Below are 15,626 nucleotides of genomic sequence, written 5' to 3'. Positions count from 1 at the left end.
TCGTAGCCTGTTCAAAGGCTGCTGCGCGTCGGCCAACCGGCGTTGAAAACGGCTTCGGAATGCTCATTTACTCGCTGTAAATTCCGCTTCCTCAGCCATTTTCGCCTTGTTTGGCTCTAGCTCGCCGGCCTTTGAATAGCCTCCGAGGCCATTGAACACGCCATAGCCGAGCGCCGCCACCCCGATGCCCACCAGGGGCGCCACCCAGGGCGAACCGAAGGCGGCGATGGTGCCCAGGCCGTAGGCCGCCAGCCCCGGCCAGTTGTAGTGCGGCAGGCGGGCCTCGGCGAGCAGCGGATAGCGCCCGCGATGGCGCAGCCAGAAGTCGGCGACGATCACCCCGCCGATGGGTGGGATCACCGTGCCGAGCAGTACCAGATAGGGCACCAGCAGGTCGTACATGCCCAGCACGGCCAGGGCGGTACCGATCAGGGCGCCGGCAAGGGTCACCGTCTTGCGGCGGCTGGTACGCACCAGATTGCAGCCGGCCACGGCGAAGTTGTAGATGGTGTTGTCCTGGGTGCTCCAGATGTTGAGCAGCAGCATGGCCAGGGCGGCGGTGGCGAAGCCCTGCAGCATCAGCACCTCCACCACGTCCGGCTGCTGGTAGACGATGGCGCCATAGGCGCCGATCAGCACCATCAGGCCGTTGCCGATGAAGAAGCCGATCAGGCTGGCCAGCACCGCCACCCGGGTGGAACGGGCGAAGCGGGTCCAGTTGGTGGCCTGGGTGGCGCCGCTGACGAAGGTGCCGAACACCAGGGTGATGGCGGTGGACAGGTCCAGGCTGGCGCTGGGCTGGATCGCCAGCAGGCCGGCCAGACCGCCGGCCTTGGCGGTGGTCACGCTCATGGACAGGATCAGCAGCAGCGCCATGGCCGGCACGGCGATCCAGGAGAGGATCTCCAGGCCGCGGTAGCCGATGTAGGCGGTGGCGCAGAAGCCCAGGCCGAACACCGCCATCAGCGCCAGCACCGCGCCCTGCTCCAGGCCGAAGTACCTGCCCAGCACCACGGCAGCGGTGGCCGTCCCCCAGGCGTACCAGCCGATCTGGGTGAAGCCGAGGATGAGGTCGCACAGCTTGCTGCCGCGTTCGCCAAAGGCGAAGCGCCCCATCAGCACCGAGTTGAGGCCGCTGCGACAGGCGATATGGCCGAGGGCAGCGGCATAGAGACCCAGCAGCAGATTGCCGAGGGCGATCACCCACAGCAGGTCGGTGAAACCAAAGGCCACCCCCAGCTTGCCGCCGGCGAACATGGTGGCGGTAAAGAAGGTGAAGCCCAGCAGCACCATGGCCAGGGAGGCCAGCCCCTTGCGGGCGTGGGGCGGGACTTCGCTCAGGGGATAGTCGTTGCCGGCGTTGCTCATAAGGGACTCCTCGGGATGGGCGTGTCTCTCCTGTAGCAGTGGCCATGCCAGACTCGGCCAAGGGGCGTGGCAGAGCCTAGGGTCGCGTAACAAAGCCTTTGCCGGGGCCCGCCTTTGGTGCAAGGCTGCATCCCGTGCCTTGGCCGGGGGCGGTCAAGTGTGAGACGGTTGCCGCGGCCGTCCTACAAGGAAAAGATCATGACCACGCCACGCCTCGCCGTCCTGGGTTCCGGTCTCATGGGCATCGGCATCGCCGTGCACCTGGCACGCCACGGCCATGCCGTGCGGCTGCAGGACGTCGACCCCGCCCGCCTCGCCGAGGTGGCCGCTACGGCGCGCACCCTGCTCGCCGAGCTGGAGGAAGCCGACATCGCCGTGGACACCGAGGCGGTCATCAGCCGCCTCAGCACCACCACCGAGCTGGCCGATCTCGCCGACTGCGACCTGCTGTTCGAAGCCGTGCCCGAGCGCCTGGAGCTCAAGCACAGTCTCTATGCCCAGCTCGAAGCCGTGCTGCGCCCGGACGCTCTGATCGCCAGCAACACCAGCGGCCTGCCACCGGACGAACTGGCCGCGCACCTGCGCCATCCCGAACGCCTGCTGATCGCCCACTTCTGGAATCCGCCGCACTTCATTCCCCTGGTGGAGCTGGTGCCTGGCACGGCGACCCTGCACTCTCACCTGGAGGCCGTGCGCCAACTGCTGGAGGCCGCCGACCTGGAGGCCGTGGTCCTGCAGCGCGCCATTCCCGGCTTCGTCGGCAATCGCCTGCAATTCGCCCTGCTGCGCGAAGCCCTGCACATCGTGCAGAGCGGCGCGGCGGATGCCGAAACGGTGGACCGGGTGATGCGCGCCTCCCTGGGGCGGCGCTATGCCATGGTCGGTCCGCTGGAAGCGGCGGACATGGGTGGCCTGGATACCTTTCGCGACATCGCCCGGCATCTCTGGCCGACCCTGGCGCGGGACGAGGCCCCGCTGCAGCTGCTGGAAGACCAGGTGGCCGCCGGCCGTACCGGCCTGCGCAGCGGCCACGGCTTCCATGAGTGGGACGCCGCGCGGCGCGAGCGCATCGTCCAGCGGCGCCTGCACCAGCTGCGCCATGCGCTGAAGCCATGAGCCGCACCCCGCCGGGTCTGCCCGGGCTGGAAGACTATGCCGACATCCGCCAGCGGGCGATCCGCTCGCTGTTCGAGATCATCGAGCAGACCAGCAACGGCACGGTAATCGTCGACCGCGAGGCGCGCATCGTCTGGATCAACCAGAGATACGCCCAGCACTTCGGCCTGCCGGATGCCGCCGCCGCCATCGGCCAGCCGGTGGAACAGATCATTCCCCACAGCCTGCTGCGCGAGGTGGCGCGCAATGGCCAACCGATCCTGCTGGACATGCTGGAGACCCGCAACGGACCCCTGGTGGTGATGCGCCTGCCGATCCACACCGACGAGGACGAACTGATCGGCGCCATCGGCTTCGCCCTGTTCGACCAGTTGCAGCAACTGGCGCCACTGGTGACCCGCTACCTGCGCATCCAGGAAGAGCTGGCCACCACCCGGCGCTCGCTGCAACACGCGCGCACCGCCAAGTATGGCTTCGGCCACTTCGTCGGCAGCGGCCCGGCCAGCCTGGAGGTCAAGCGCCGCGCCCGCCGCGCCGCCGCCAGCGAGGCCGCAGTGCTGCTGCTGGGCGAGACCGGTACCGGCAAGGAGTTGCTGGCCCACGCCATCCACGGCGCCTCGCCACGGGCCGGGCGGCCCTTCGTCAGCATCAATGCCGCGGCCATCCCGGAAAGCCTGCTGGAAGCGGAATTCTTCGGCACCGCGCCGGGTGCCTTCACCGGTGCCGAACGGCGCGCCCGCCCGGGCAAGCTGCAGATCGCCCAGGGCGGCACCCTGTTTCTCGACGAGATCGGCGACATGCCGCTGGCCTTGCAGGCCAAGCTCCTGCGGGTGCTGCAGGAAAAGGAATACGAACCCCTGGGCTCCAACGAGGTGCTGGCCTGTGACGTGCGCATGATCGCCGCCACCTCCCGTGACCTGGAGGCCGCCGTGGCCGAGGGGCGCTTTCGCGCCGATCTCTATTACCGCCTCAACGTGCTGCCGATCCGCATCCCGCCGCTGCGCGAGCGCCTGGACGACCTGGCGGTGCTGGCCGAGGCCATCCTCGACGGGTTGCCGCAGGTGGGCGGACAGTCGACGCCCGACCTCACCGCCGACGGCCTGGCCCTGCTGCAGCGCCAACCCTGGTCCGGCAACGTGCGCGAGTTGCGCAACGTGCTGGAGCGCGCGGTGCTGCTGGGCGACGACAGCCAATTGGATGCCGGGGCGCTGGCGGAGGCCTTGGGCGTTTCCGCCGAACTGCCAGCCAAGTCCGTGGTGAGCACTACCGGCGAAACCTATGCCGAAGCCCGCCAGCGCTTCGACCGGGAATTGTTCCAGGCGACCCTGGCCGCCTGCGGCGGCAAGGTTGACGAAGCCGCGCGGCGCCTGGGGCTGGGGCGTTCTACACTGTACAAGAAGCTGGTGGCGCTGGGGCTAATGTCTCGAATATGAGACATGTCTATATATAGAGACACAGCCTGTAGGAGCGGCCCATGGCCGCGATTGACGATCTATCGCGGCCATGGGCCGCTCCTACAGAGTCGTGCGTAGGTTGGGTTAAGACGGATCTATCGTCGAAGCCCAACATGGCCGGCGTCAGGCCTTTGTTGGGCTTCGCTTCGCTCAACCCAACCTACGGGTTCCAGTTTTTGAGACAAATTTTCGGTAAATGGCAATCATCTAAATAAAAAACCATATAAAACAATAAGTTATAAATCTGGCACGGTTCTGGCTCCTGCATTCGGGCGATCTCTGAATCGCCCTATAACAACAAGAACCGCTTCGCCCCAGGCGGAGCTCTAGGAGAAGCCATGAGTGTCCTGATCGCACTCGCCGCCCTGGCGCTGCTGATGTTCGCCGCCTACCGGGGTTTCAGTGTCATCCTCTTCGCCCCCCTCGCCGCCCTCGGCGCCGTGCTGCTCACCGATCCATCCGCCGTGGCGCCCGCCTTTACCGGGGTGTTCATGGACAAGATGGTGGGCTTTCTCAAACTCTACTTCCCGGTGTTCATGCTGGGCGCGCTGTTCGGCAAGCTGATCGAGCTGTCGGGCTTTTCCCGCGCCATCGTCGCCGCGGCCATTCGCCTGCTTGGTCGCGAGCGGGCCATCCCGGTGATCGTCGCGGTCTGCGCCCTGCTCACCTATGGCGGCGTCTCGCTGTTCGTGGTGGTCTTCGCCGTCTATCCCTTCGCCGCGGAGATGTTTCGCCAGAGCGACATCCCCAAGCGGCTGATCCCGGCGACCATCGCCCTGGGCGCCTTCTCCTTCACCATGGACGCCCTGCCCGGCACGCCGCAGATCCAGAACATCATCCCCACCAGCTTCTTCCAGACCACCGCCTGGGCCGCGCCCTGGCTGGGCCTGGCCGGTTCGCTGTTCGTCATCGCCGTGGGCCTGACATATCTCGGCAGCGCTCGTCGCAAGGCGCGCAACAGGGGCGAAGGCTATGCCAGCGTGCCGCTGCGCAACGAACCCGAGACCGCGGCCGACCTGCCGCTGCCCAATCCCTGGCTGGCCCTGGCGCCGCTGGTGCTGGTGGGCGTGCTCAACCTGCTGCTGACCCGCTGGATTCCCGACTGGTACGGCGCCACCCATAACCTGGCCCTGCCCGGCATGGCCAAACCGGTGACCCAGGAAGTCGCCAAGCTGACTGGCATCTGGGCGGTGGAAGGCGCGCTGCTGGCTGGCATCCTGCTGGTGCTGGCGACCGGCTTCGGCGCCATCCGCGGACGCCTGGCGGAAGGCAGCAAGACCGCCGTCTCCGGTGCCCTGCTGGCCGGGATGAACACGGCCTCGGAATACGGCTTCGGCGCGGTGATCGCCGCCCTGCCCGGCTTCGTGCTGTTCGCCCAGGGCCTCAAGGCCATCCCCGATCCGCTGATCAACGAAGCCGTCAGCGTGACACTGCTGGCCGGCATCACCGGCTCGGCGTCCGGTGGCATGAGCATCGCCCTGGCCGCCATGAGCGACACCTTCATCGCCGCCGCCAACGCGGCCGGCATCCCCCTGGAGGTGCTGCACCGGGTGGCGGCCATGGCCAGCGGCGGCATGGACACCCTGCCGCACAACGGCGCGGTCATCACCCTGCTGGCGGTGACCGGCCTGACCCACCGCGAAGCCTATGGCGGCGTGTTCAAGATCACCCTGATCAAGACCGTGGCGGTGTTCTTCGTCATCGCCCTCTACTACCTGACCGGCCTCGTCTAAGGAGACAGCCATGGACCTCACCGGCAAGACCGCCCTGGTCACCGGCTCCACCAGCGGCATCGGCCTGGGCATCGCCCAGCGCCTGGCCGCCGCTGGCGCCACCCTCATCCTCACCGGCTTCGGCGATCCCGCTGCGGCCCAGGCCAGCCTGCCCGGTCGCAGTGGCTTCCACGGCGCCGACCTGTCCAGGCCGGAGGAGATCGAAGAGCTCTTCGCCTACGCCCAGCGCGACTTCGGCGGCGTGGACATCCTGGTCAACAACGCCGGCATCCAGCACGTGGCGCCGGTGGAAGACTTTCCGGTGGAGCGCTGGGACGCGGTGATCGCGCTCAATCTCTCGGCGGTGTTCCACACCACCCGCCTGGCGCTGCCGGGCATGCGCGAGCGCGACTGGGGTCGCATCATCAACATCTCTTCAGTGCATGGCCTGGTGGCCTCCACCGGCAAGGCCGCCTATGTGGCCGCCAAGCATGGCGTGGTGGGCCTGACCAAGGTCACCGCCCTGGAGACCGCCCGCACCGGCATCACCTGTAACGCCCTCTGCCCGGGTTTCGTGCTCACCCCGCTGATCCAGCAGCAGCTGGACAGCCGTGGCAGTGATCCGGACCAGGCGCGGCGCGACCTGCTCAGCGAGAAGCAGCCGTCGCAGGAATTCGTCACCACCGACCAGTTGGGCGAACTGGCGCTGTTCCTGTGCAGCCAGGCCGCTGCTCAGGTACGGGGCGCCGCCTGGACCATGGACGGCGGCTGGACCGCCCAATAACGACAAGAGGATCTCCATCATGAACAAGCTCTATCCCAACGCCGCGGCTGCCCTCGATGGGCTGGTCAGCGACGGCATCACCCTGGCCGTGGGCGGCTTCGGTCTCTGCGGCATCCCCGAGGCGCTAATCGCCGCCCTGAGAGACACCGGCGCCCGCGAACTCACCGCCATCAGCAACAACGCCGGGGTGGACGGCTTCGGCCTCGGCCAGCTGCTGGAGACCCGGCAGATCCGCAAGATGATTTCCTCCTACGTGGGCGAGAACAAGGAATTCGAGCGCCAGTACCTGGCCGGCGAACTGGAGCTGGAATTCACCCCCCAGGGCACCCTGGCCGAGAAGCTGCGCGCCGGTGGCGCGGGCATTCCGGCGTTCTATACCCGCACCGGCTACGGCACCCTGGTGGCCGAGGGCAAGGAGGTCCGCGACTTCAATGGCCAGCCCCATGTCATGGAGCTGGCGCTGACCGCCGACGTGGCCTTGGTCAAGGCGCAACGCGCCGACAAGGCCGGCAATCTGGTCTTCAACAAGACCGCGCGCAACTTCAATCCGCTGTGCGCCATGGCCGGTCGCGTCTGCGTGGCCGAGGTGGAAGAGCTGGTGGAGGTCGGCGAGCTGGATCCCGACCAGATCCACCTGCCCGGCATCTTCGTGCAGCGCCTGGTGGTCAACGCCAGCCCCGAGAAACGTATCGAGAAACGCACCCTGAGCGAGGAGAAGTAAGATGGCCTGGACCCGCGAACAGATGGCGCAACGCGCCGCCCGGGAGCTGCAGGACGGCTTCTACGTCAACCTCGGGATCGGCTTACCGACCCTGGTGGCCAACTACATCCCCGCCGGCATGGACGTCTGGCTGCAATCGGAGAACGGCCTGCTCGGCATCGGCCCCTTCCCCACCGCCGAGACGGTCGACCCGGACCTGATCAACGCCGGCAAGCAGACCGTCACCGCCCTGCCCGGCAGCAGCTATTTCGACAGCGCCGCGAGCTTCGGCATGATCCGCGGCGGCCACGTCAACCTCGCTATCCTCGGTGCCATGCAGGTGTCGGAACAAGGCGATCTGGCCAACTGGATGATCCCCGGCAAGATGGTCAAGGGCATGGGCGGCGCCATGGACCTGGTAGCCGGCGTGCAGCGCGTGGTGGTGCTGATGGAGCACACCGCCAAGGGCGCCCACAAGATCCTGCCGGCTTGCGACCTGCCGCTGACCGGGGTCGGCGTGGTCGACCTGATCATCACAGACCTGGCCGTGCTGGAGGTGACCGAAGGCGGCCTCAGGCTGGTGGAACTGGCCGAAGGCGTCAGCCTCGATGAACTGCGCGCCGCCACCGGCGCCCCCATCCAGGCCTGAGGAGACCCCAGCCATGCAAGATGTCGTCATCGTCGCCGCCACCCGCACCGCGGTCGGCAGTTTCCAGGGCTCCCTGGCCAACGTACCCGCGGTGGAGCTCGGCGCCACCGTCATCCGCGCCCTGCTGGCGCAGACCGGTGTGGCACCGGCCGAGGTGGATGAAGTCATCCTCGGTCAAGTGCTCACCGCCGGCGCCGGCCAGAATCCCGCCCGCCAGGCGGCGGTCAAGGCCGGCCTACCCCACGAGGTGCCGGCCCTGACCCTCAACAAGGTCTGTGGCTCCGGCCTCAAGGCGGTGCAACTGGCCGTCCAGGCGATCCGTTGCGGCGACGCCGAGATCGTCATCGCCGGTGGCATGGAAAACATGAGCCTTGCGCCCTATGTGCTGCCCAAGGTGCGCAGCGGCCTGCGCCTGGGGCATGCCGAGCTGGTCGATTCCATGATCAGCGATGGGCTGTGGGATGCCTTCAACGACTACCACATGGGCCAGACCGCGGAGAATCTGGTGCAGCAGTACCAGATCAGCCGCGAGGCCCAGGATGCCTTCGCTGCCCGCTCCCAGCAGCGCGCCGCGGCGGCGGTGGAATCCGGGCGTTTCCGCGAGGAGATCACCCCGGTGGCCATCCCCCAGCGCAAGGGCGAGCCGCTGCTGTTCGACACCGACGAAGGCATCCGCGCCGATACCAGCGCCGAGGGCCTGGCCCGCCTGCGGCCGGCCTTCGCCAAGGACGGCAGCGTCACCGCCGGCAACGCCTCCAGCCTCAACGACGGAGCCGCCGCGGTGCTGGTAATGAGCGCGACCAGGGCCGCTGCCCTGGGCCTCACGCCGTTGGCTCACATAGCCGCCTATGCCAGCGCCGGGGTGGACCCGGCGATCATGGGCATCGGCCCGGTGTCGGCGACCCGCAAGACTCTGGAGAAAGCCGGCTGGCAGTTGGGCGACCTGGACCTGATCGAGGCCAACGAAGCCTTCGCCGCCCAGGCCCTGGCCGTGGGCCAGGAGCTGGGTTGGGATGACGAGAAGGTCAACGTCAACGGCGGCGCCATCGCCCTGGGCCACCCTATCGGCGCCTCGGGGTGCCGGGTGCTGGTGACGCTGCTGCACGAGTTGCGTCGGCGCGAGGGTCGCCGTGGCCTGGCGACCCTGTGCATCGGCGGTGGTCAGGGCGTGGCCCTGGCGGTGGAGCGGCGTTAAGCGCTATCGCGGCCATGGGCCGCTCCTACAAGAGCATCAATCCCCGTAGGAGCGGCCCATGGCCGCGATAGACCGTGCTCTGGCGCCAATCCGTGGAAAAGGCTGCGCCGTTTTCCACCCTACGTTTGTTTATCCCCTGAAGAACAACAACAAAAGGATCCACCATGAGCTCAACCCCTTCCCGCGATTCGCGCAGTGCGCGGTTCGCCCTGGCCTGCTCCAACTGGGCCGAGCGCTGGTTTCCCGATTCCTGGGTGTTCGCGGTGCTTGCCGTGGCCGTGGTGGCCCTGGCCGCCCTCGGCATGGGCGCGCCGGCGGCCAAGACCGCCAAGGCCTTTGGTGACGGTTTCTGGAGTCTGATTCCCTTCACCATGCAGATGGCCTTCGTGGTAATCGGCGGCTATGTGGTGGCCAGTTCCGGCCCGGCCGGACGCCTGATCGAGCGCCTGGCGCGGGTGCCCCGTACCGGACGCGGCGCGGTGTGCTGGGTGGCCCTGGTGGCCATGCTCGCCTCCCTGCTCAACTGGGGCCTGAGCCTGGTGTTCGGCGGCCTGCTGGTGCGCGCCCTGGCCCGCCGCGAAGAACTCAAGATGGACTATCGCGCCGCCGGCGCCGCGGCCTACCTGGGCCTGGGCGCGGTCTGGGCGCTGGGGCTGTCGTCGTCGGCGGCGCAGCTGCAGGCCAATCCGGCCAGCCTGCCGCCCTCGATCCTCGCCATCACCGGGGTGATTCCCTTCAGCCAGACGCTGTTCCTCTGGCAATCCGGCGCCCTGCTGCTGGTGCTGCTGGTGGTCTCGGCGGTGATCGCCTATGTCACCGCGCCCGGACCGGACAGCGCGCGCGATGCCCGTGCCTGTGGCGTCGACGTCACCCCGGCGCCCAAGCCGGCCGCTACGCCGACCCGCCCAGGAGAATGGCTGGAATACAGTCCGATCCTGATCGTGCTGCTGGTGCTCCTGGCCGCTGGTTGGTTGATCCAGGAATTCTCCAGCAAACCAGCCATCGAGGCCATCTCCGGGCTGAACACCTACAACCTGCTGTTCATCTCCCTGGGCGCCCTGCTGCACTGGCGGCCGCGGCATTTCCTCGACGCCGTGGCCCGCGCCGTGCCGGCCACCACCGGAGTGCTGATCCAGTTTCCGCTATACGGCTCCATCGCTGCCATCCTGACCAAGGTCAATGGCGCCGATGGCCAGACCCTGGCGCACCATATCGCGGCATTTTTCACCCAGATCGCCACCCACGACACCTTCGCCCTGCTGATGGGCGTCTACTCGGCGCTGTTGGGATTCTTCATCCCCTCGGGCGGGGGCAAGTGGATCATCGAGGCGCCCTACGTCATGCAGGTGGCCAACGACCTGCAGTACCACCTGGGCTGGGCCGTGCAGATCTACAACGCCGCCGAGGCACTGCCGAATCTGATCAATCCCTTCTACATGCTGCCGCTGCTGGGCGTGCTGGGGCTGAAGGCGCGCGACCTGGTCGGCTTTTCCTTCGTGCAGCTGCTGGTCCATGCACCCCTGGTGCTGGTGCTGCTATGGCTGTTGGGGGGAACGTTGGCCTATCTGCCGCCGGTACACCCGTAGCTCGGGTGGGGCGCAGACGGTAAAGCGGGAGGGGTGGAGCGGGAGCCGGCTGAATCTCAGCCGGCGATGGCCAGGCGGGTGCTGTCGATGATGGCCTGCAGGCGGCTCGGGTTGCTGTATTCGTCGCGGTAGATCCGGCGGGTGTGCTTGGCCACGCCATGCTCGTTGACGACGATGAAGGAAAAACCACGCTTGCTGGGCGCGTCGATGACGCAGCTCATCGGCGCGAAAGCGGCGCTGAGGGCATGCATGGCGTTCTGGGCTTGGGCTTGTATGTTCATGACTTCAGTTGTAAACCTCACGTGTGACGCTGCTATGACAAAGGTCTTGACCGATAGTGCCTAGACTTTCCAGTAATTGTTAGCAATAGGCGTGCCGGAATGTAACAAGGCCTTTTCCAGCACGCCCTGCCCTCACTTGCCGGCAGCCTGCTGGCGACGCTTGGCGCGCCGCGACAGCATGTTCAGGCCCTCGATCAGCGCCGAGAAGGCCATGGCCGCGTAGATGTAGCCCTTGGGCACATGGGCGCCGAAACCTTCGGCGATCAGGGTCATGCCGATCATGATCAGGAAGCCCAGCGCCAGCATCACGACGGTGGGGTTGTCGTTGATGAACCTGGCCAGGGGGTCGGCCGCCAGCAACATGACGGTCACCGCCACCACCACCGCGATCACCATCACCGGCAGGTGCTCGGTCATGCCAACGGCGGTGATGATGCTGTCCACCGAGAACACCAGGTCCAGCAGGAGGATCTGCACGATGGCCGAACCGAAGGCCAGGGTCGCCGTCTCGCCGCCCTTGCTCAGGGCGCTGTCGGGCTCGGGATCGACGTTGTGGTGGATTTCCTTGGTCGCCTTCCACAGCAGGAACAGGCCACCGGCGATGAGGATCAGGTCCTTCCAGGAAAAGCTCTTGCCGAACACCTCGATGATGGGTTCGGTGAGCTGGACGATCCAGGCCACGGTACCGAGCAGCCCCAGGCGCAGGATCAGCGCCAGGCTGATGCCGATGCGGCGTCCCTTCTGCTGTTGGTGAGCGGGCAGCTTGTTGGTGAGGATGGAGATGAAGATGAGGTTGTCGATGCCCAGCACCACCTCCATCACGATCAAGGTGGCCAGGGCAGCCCAGACGGTAGGATCAGCAGCGAGTTGTAGCAGATAGTCCATTGCGGCGCGGTTCCAGTGGCAAGAGAAAGGCCTGACAAGGTCAGGCCGCAGGTCTCACCATCAGAACCTCGCGCCCGTGAAATGCTCGTGAAGGCCTCTGCTGCAATTGTTTCAAACTGTCGCAGCGCTGCGTCGCTGAACGAAGCGCGCCACATAGTCGTCGGCCGGCTGGCCGAGGATGTCCGCGGGGGTGCCCACCTGCACCAGGCGACCGTCGCGCAGGATGGCGATGCGATTGCCCAGGCGCAGCGCCTCGTCCAGGTCATGGGTGATGAAGACGATGGTCTTGTGCAGGCGCTGTTGCAGCTCCAACAGTTGCTCCTGCATCTCGGCGCGGATCAGCGGATCGAGGGCGGAAAAGGCCTCATCCATCAGGATGATCTCGGTGTCCGCCGCCAGGGCACGGGCCAGGCCGACGCGCTGGCGCATGCCGCCGGAGAGCTGGTGCGGCCACTTGCGCTCGTAGCCGGCCAGACCCACCACCTCCAGCCAGTGCAGCGCCCGTTCGCGGCAGACCGTCTTGGACTCGCCCCGCACCTTGAGGCCGTAGGCGACGTTGTCCAGCACCCGCCGATGCGGCAGCAGGCCAAAGCTCTGGAACACCATGCTGATGCGCTGGCGGCGCAATTCGCGCAGCGCCGGCAGCGGTAGCTGGAGGATGTCCTGGCCATCGATGAGGATGCGCCCGCTGCTCGGATCGATCAGCCGATTGAAGTGGCGCACCAGGGTCGACTTGCCGGAACCGGAGAGACCCATGATGACGAAGATCTCGCCCTCGGCGATTTCCAGGGAGAGATCGTCCACCCCCACCACGCAGCCGGTGCGGGCGAGGATATCGGCCTTGTCGTGCCCTTCGCGAAGCAGGGCCAGGGCCGCCTGCTCGCGCTTGCCGAAGATCTTGGAGACCCGCTCGACGACGATCTTCATCGCTCCACCTCGTGGCGCTGGCGGCCATAGGCCTGGGTGATGCGGTCGATGACCACGGCGAGGATGACGATGGCCAGGCCCGCCTGCAGGCCCTTGCCCACGTCCAGGGTCTGGATGCCCACCAGCACCTCTTCACCGAGGCCGCGGGCGCCGATCATGGAGGCGATCACCACCATGGACAGCGCCATCATGGTGGTCTGGTTGATGCCGGCCATGATGCTCGGCAGCGCCAGCGGCAACTGCACGCCGAACAGCTGCTGCCAGCGACTGGCGCCAAAGGCGTTGACCGCTTCCATGACCTCGCGATCGACCTGGCGGATGCCGAGATCGGTGAGGCGGATCAGCGGTGGCGCGGCATAGATCACCGTGGCGAAGATCGCCGGCACCTTGCCCAGGCCGAACAGCATCAGCACCGGGATCAGGTACACGAAGCTGGGCATGGTCTGCATGATGTCCAGCAGCGGCATCAGCACCAGGCGCAGGCGGGCGCTGCGGGCGCAGAGGATGCCCAGGGGCACGCCGATGATGACCGCGATGGCGGTGGCCACCAGCACCAGGGCCAGGGTCTGCATCAGCTTGTCCCACAGCCCCAGGGCACCCACCAGGAACAGCAGGCCGGTGATCAGCAGGGTCGGCAACACTCGCCGGGTGGCATGGGCGGCCAGGGCCGCGACGATCAGCAGCAGCGCCCACCAGGGGGTGCCGCGCAGCAGGCCTTCGAGCCAGACGATGGCCTGCAGCAGGGTGTCGGAGATGGTCCGGAAGACGTCGCCGTAGCGCGTCACCAGCCAGTCGACCCCGCGATTGACGGCATCGGCGAAGGAAAAGGTCAGACCTTCGGGAAACATCCTAGAGCGCCGCCTGGATCTTGCTGCGCGCCGCGGCGTCGGTCACCCAGGCCTGCCAGAGTTCCGGATGGGCCTTGAGTAGCGCCTTGGCGGCGGCGGGGGCATCCTGCTTGGCCTCGGCCTGCTCGGCCAGGGTGCGGTTGAGCAGTTCGATGGGCACATTGACCCGACTCAGCACGGCCACCAGTTCGGGGGCGCCGTCGTGGAAGGGCTTGGAGAGGCCGGCCTGCACCTGGATGCGCTTGGCCTCGCCGTCGCGGGGCTTGAGCTGGACCATGTCGACCCGACCCAGCAGGGGCGTCGGCGACCAGTAATAGGTGAGGATCGGCTGCTTGCGTTTGGTCGCCGAGACGATGGCCGCATCCAGCGCCGGACCGGTGCCGGGGCGGAAGTTGGTGTATTTGTCGCTCAGGCCGTAGCTCTGCAGCATCTGGGTATTTTCCAGTTCGCAGGTCCAGCCGGCCGGGCAGTTGTAGAAGCGGCCCTTGCCCGGCTCTTCCGGATCGCGGAACAGCTCGGCGTACTGGCCCAGGTCGGCGATGCTCTTCAGCTTGGGCGCCTTGGCGCCCTCGCCTTCCACCAGATAACGCGGCACGTACCAGCCTTCGGTGGCGCCTTCGATGGGCGCGCCCACGCCGACCACCTTGCCGGCCGCGGCGGCCTTGTTCCAGGCCTCGCTACGGCCGATCCACTCCTCGGCGAACACCTGGATATCGTTGTTGCCCAGCGCCTGCTCCAGGGTGATGGAGTTGCCGGGGATGCTATCCACCTTGCAGTCGTAGCCGTGCTGCAGGACGAAGCCCATCAGTTCGGTGAGCAGCATGCCGCTCTCCCAGTTCACCCCAGCGAACTTGACCGGCTTGCTGGCGCACCAGCTGTCGGCCTGGGCGGTACCGGCGGCGAGCAGGCCAAGGGAAAGGCCGGCGGCCAGGAGGGAACGGCGGGGAAAGGCTGTGGGCATGAGTGGCTCCGTCTGCACTGGGAGGGCCAGGGCGGCAGAGCCGGTCCGCTGGCGATCCTATGTTGGTCAGCGCCGACGGCTCAGGGTTCAGCCAGAGGCCCTGGCGCTGCCCTTACCCGCCTCGGCGGCGCTGCATCCGGGAGCGTGCTCCGGTCGATCGATCGTCGCCACCCGGGTCCGTCGATCTCTCATCACTGGCTGCGACACCCGCGCGAATGGCCGCTGCGCTCGAACTTTGCCCACGCGCACCTCTTCTACCGGAGGTCACCTTCGCGGAGCCGAGCATGCGTATCCATCACCTCAACTGCGGCTGCATGTGCCCCCTGGGCGGAGCGCTGTACGACGGTTTCAGCCGCGGATTCGCCGCGCACCTCGCCTGTCACTGCCTGCTGGTGGAAACCGACCGGGACGGCCTGGTGCTGGTGGATACCGGCTTTGGCGAAGCCGATCTGCGGGAGCGCGGGCGGCGCCTGAGTCCCTTCTTCCGGCTGATGAATCGCATCCAGTACGATCCCGAACTCAGCGCCCTGGCGCAGCTCCGCCGCCTGGGTTTTCGTCCGGGCGACGTCCGCCATATCGTGCTGACCCACCTGGATTTCGACCACGCCGGCGGCCTGGACGACTTTCCCCAGGCCCAGGTGCATGTGCTGCAGCGGGAATGGGATGCACAGCGGCAGCGCCACGGCTTCATCGGTCGGCGCCGCTACAGCCCGGTGCAGTGGCAAGGCATCCGCCACTGGCATTTCCACGAACCCCGGGGCGAGGCCTGGCACGGCTTCGCCAGCGTGCGCGACCTACCCGGCCTGCCGCCGGAAATCCTGATGATCCCCCTGCCCGGCCACACCCCGGGCCATGCCGGCATCGCCGTCCAGCACGACGGGGGCTGGTTGCTGCACGCGGGCGACGCCTATTTCTATCGCGACGAGATGCGCCAGCCCGAACGCCACTGCACGCCGGGGCTGAGGTTCTACCAGCGGCTGATGGAAGCCGACCGCGCCAGCCGCCTGGACAACCAGGCCCGCCTGCGCGAACTCTCCTTGCGCCAGGACCTGGAGCTGACGCTGTTCTGCAGTCATGATCTGGTGGAGTTCAAGCGGTTGCAGGCAGGGACACCGTAGGTTGGGTTGAGCACAGTGAAGCCCAACGCCACCAGGCCTAAT

At 67.2% G+C, this 15,626-nt stretch carries 15 protein-coding genes; 9 read left to right on the top strand and 6 right to left on the bottom strand.

Features of this window, described 5'->3' with window-relative positions; genetic code table 11:
- Positions 1-63: 63 nt before the first annotated feature.
- A complete protein-coding gene (gene codB, locus CFE50_RS11665) occupies positions 64-1,368 on the bottom strand; it encodes a cytosine permease (RefSeq protein WP_286733667.1) in 1,305 nt (434 codons plus the stop codon).
- A gap of 198 nt (positions 1,369-1,566) precedes the next feature.
- Between codB and CFE50_RS11660 the strand changes: the two genes are divergently transcribed.
- The 8 genes from CFE50_RS11660 (at position 1,567) to CFE50_RS11625 (ending at position 10,564) form a co-directional block, all read left to right on the top strand.
- On the top strand, positions 1,567-2,484 hold the full coding sequence (locus CFE50_RS11660) for a 3-hydroxyacyl-CoA dehydrogenase family protein (protein ID WP_286733666.1): 918 nt from the start codon (positions 1,567-1,569) through the stop codon (positions 2,482-2,484).
- On the top strand, positions 2,481-3,917 hold the full coding sequence (locus CFE50_RS11655; protein WP_286733665.1) for a sigma-54 interaction domain-containing protein: 1,437 nt from the start codon (positions 2,481-2,483) through the stop codon (positions 3,915-3,917). Before CFE50_RS11660 ends, CFE50_RS11655 begins: the two co-directional genes overlap by 4 nt.
- A 359-nt stretch (positions 3,918-4,276) precedes the next feature.
- A complete protein-coding gene (locus CFE50_RS11650; RefSeq protein ID WP_286733663.1) occupies positions 4,277-5,671 on the top strand; it encodes a GntP family permease in 1,395 nt (464 codons plus the stop codon).
- A gap of 10 nt (positions 5,672-5,681) precedes the next feature.
- Positions 5,682-6,434 (top strand): 3-hydroxybutyrate dehydrogenase, encoded by a 753-nt coding sequence (locus CFE50_RS11645; protein ID WP_286733660.1) that lies wholly within the window; start codon positions 5,682-5,684, stop codon positions 6,432-6,434.
- Positions 6,435-6,453: 19 nt separating this feature from the next.
- Positions 6,454-7,155: a CoA transferase subunit A gene (locus CFE50_RS11640; protein WP_007162850.1), complete on the top strand. Its 702-nt coding sequence runs from the start codon at positions 6,454-6,456 to the stop codon at positions 7,153-7,155.
- Position 7,156: 1 nt separating this feature from the next.
- Positions 7,157-7,783, top strand: coding sequence for a CoA transferase subunit B (locus CFE50_RS11635; RefSeq protein ID WP_077173209.1), 627 nt, complete (start codon positions 7,157-7,159; stop codon positions 7,781-7,783).
- Positions 7,784-7,796: 13 nt separating this feature from the next.
- Complete coding sequence (locus CFE50_RS11630; protein ID WP_286733656.1) at positions 7,797-8,978, top strand: acetyl-CoA C-acetyltransferase; 1,182 nt, start codon at positions 7,797-7,799, stop codon at positions 8,976-8,978.
- Positions 8,979-9,142: 164 nt separating this feature from the next.
- Complete coding sequence (locus CFE50_RS11625) at positions 9,143-10,564, top strand: short-chain fatty acid transporter (protein ID WP_278388745.1); 1,422 nt, start codon at positions 9,143-9,145, stop codon at positions 10,562-10,564.
- 56 nt (positions 10,565-10,620) lie between these two features.
- Here the strand turns inward: CFE50_RS11625 and CFE50_RS11620 are convergent, their stop codons facing one another.
- From CFE50_RS11620 to CFE50_RS11600, 5 genes are all read right to left on the bottom strand, one after another.
- On the bottom strand, positions 10,621-10,845 hold the full coding sequence (locus tag CFE50_RS11620) for a hypothetical protein (RefSeq protein WP_007159037.1): 225 nt from the start codon (positions 10,843-10,845) through the stop codon (positions 10,621-10,623).
- 132 nt (positions 10,846-10,977) lie between these two features.
- Positions 10,978-11,730 carry a TerC family protein gene (locus CFE50_RS11615; protein ID WP_007159038.1) on the bottom strand — a complete coding sequence of 251 codons (753 nt, stop codon included), beginning with the start codon at positions 11,728-11,730 and terminating at the stop codon, positions 10,978-10,980.
- A 111-nt stretch (positions 11,731-11,841) separates the two neighbouring features.
- Entirely contained in the window at positions 11,842-12,657 is an 816-nt protein-coding gene (locus tag CFE50_RS11610) for a quaternary amine ABC transporter ATP-binding protein (RefSeq protein ID WP_286733652.1), read from the bottom strand.
- A complete protein-coding gene (locus CFE50_RS11605; RefSeq protein ID WP_027597557.1) occupies positions 12,654-13,505 on the bottom strand; it encodes an ABC transporter permease in 852 nt (283 codons plus the stop codon). Before CFE50_RS11605 ends, CFE50_RS11610 begins: the two co-directional genes overlap by 4 nt.
- A gap of 1 nt (position 13,506) precedes the next feature.
- On the bottom strand, positions 13,507-14,466 hold the full coding sequence (locus CFE50_RS11600; protein WP_286733649.1) for an ABC transporter substrate-binding protein: 960 nt from the start codon (positions 14,464-14,466) through the stop codon (positions 13,507-13,509).
- Between the two features lie 284 nt (positions 14,467-14,750).
- On the opposite strand from CFE50_RS11600, the gene CFE50_RS11595 reads away from it, so the two are divergent.
- Positions 14,751-15,584, top strand: a complete 834-nt coding sequence (locus CFE50_RS11595) for an MBL fold metallo-hydrolase (RefSeq protein WP_286733646.1) — start codon at positions 14,751-14,753, stop codon at positions 15,582-15,584.
- The last annotated feature ends 42 nt before the right edge of the window (positions 15,585-15,626 follow it).

Source organism: Pseudomonas sp. PGPPP4, assembly GCF_002256045.1.
GTDB classification, from domain to species: domain Bacteria; phylum Pseudomonadota; class Gammaproteobacteria; order Pseudomonadales; family Pseudomonadaceae; genus Chryseomonas; species Chryseomonas oryzihabitans.
This window is presented reverse-complemented; position numbering and strand designations above follow the sequence as displayed.

What these genes read in the sequence shown, in the direction of transcription:
- codB (WP_286733667.1), bottom strand. Translation starts at nt 1,368, where the DNA reads ATGAGCAACGCCGGCAACGACTATCCCCTGAGCGAAGTCCCGCCCCAC.
- CFE50_RS11660 (WP_286733666.1), top strand. Translation starts at nt 1,567, where the DNA reads ATGACCACGCCACGCCTCGCCGTCCTGGGTTCCGGTCTCATGGGCATC.
- CFE50_RS11655 (WP_286733665.1), top strand. Translation starts at nt 2,481, where the DNA reads ATGAGCCGCACCCCGCCGGGTCTGCCCGGGCTGGAAGACTATGCCGAC.
- CFE50_RS11650 (WP_286733663.1), top strand. Translation starts at nt 4,277, where the DNA reads ATGAGTGTCCTGATCGCACTCGCCGCCCTGGCGCTGCTGATGTTCGCC.
- CFE50_RS11645 (WP_286733660.1), top strand. Translation starts at nt 5,682, where the DNA reads ATGGACCTCACCGGCAAGACCGCCCTGGTCACCGGCTCCACCAGCGGC.
- CFE50_RS11640 (WP_007162850.1), top strand. Translation starts at nt 6,454, where the DNA reads ATGAACAAGCTCTATCCCAACGCCGCGGCTGCCCTCGATGGGCTGGTC.
- CFE50_RS11635 (WP_077173209.1), top strand. Translation starts at nt 7,157, where the DNA reads ATGGCCTGGACCCGCGAACAGATGGCGCAACGCGCCGCCCGGGAGCTG.
- CFE50_RS11630 (WP_286733656.1), top strand. Translation starts at nt 7,797, where the DNA reads ATGCAAGATGTCGTCATCGTCGCCGCCACCCGCACCGCGGTCGGCAGT.
- CFE50_RS11625 (WP_278388745.1), top strand. Translation starts at nt 9,143, where the DNA reads ATGAGCTCAACCCCTTCCCGCGATTCGCGCAGTGCGCGGTTCGCCCTG.
- CFE50_RS11620 (WP_007159037.1), bottom strand. Translation starts at nt 10,845, where the DNA reads ATGAACATACAAGCCCAAGCCCAGAACGCCATGCATGCCCTCAGCGCC.
- CFE50_RS11615 (WP_007159038.1), bottom strand. Translation starts at nt 11,730, where the DNA reads ATGGACTATCTGCTACAACTCGCTGCTGATCCTACCGTCTGGGCTGCC.
- CFE50_RS11610 (WP_286733652.1), bottom strand. Translation starts at nt 12,657, where the DNA reads ATGAAGATCGTCGTCGAGCGGGTCTCCAAGATCTTCGGCAAGCGCGAG.
- CFE50_RS11605 (WP_027597557.1), bottom strand. Translation starts at nt 13,505, where the DNA reads ATGTTTCCCGAAGGTCTGACCTTTTCCTTCGCCGATGCCGTCAATCGC.
- CFE50_RS11600 (WP_286733649.1), bottom strand. Translation starts at nt 14,466, where the DNA reads ATGCCCACAGCCTTTCCCCGCCGTTCCCTCCTGGCCGCCGGCCTTTCC.
- CFE50_RS11595 (WP_286733646.1), top strand. Translation starts at nt 14,751, where the DNA reads ATGCGTATCCATCACCTCAACTGCGGCTGCATGTGCCCCCTGGGCGGA.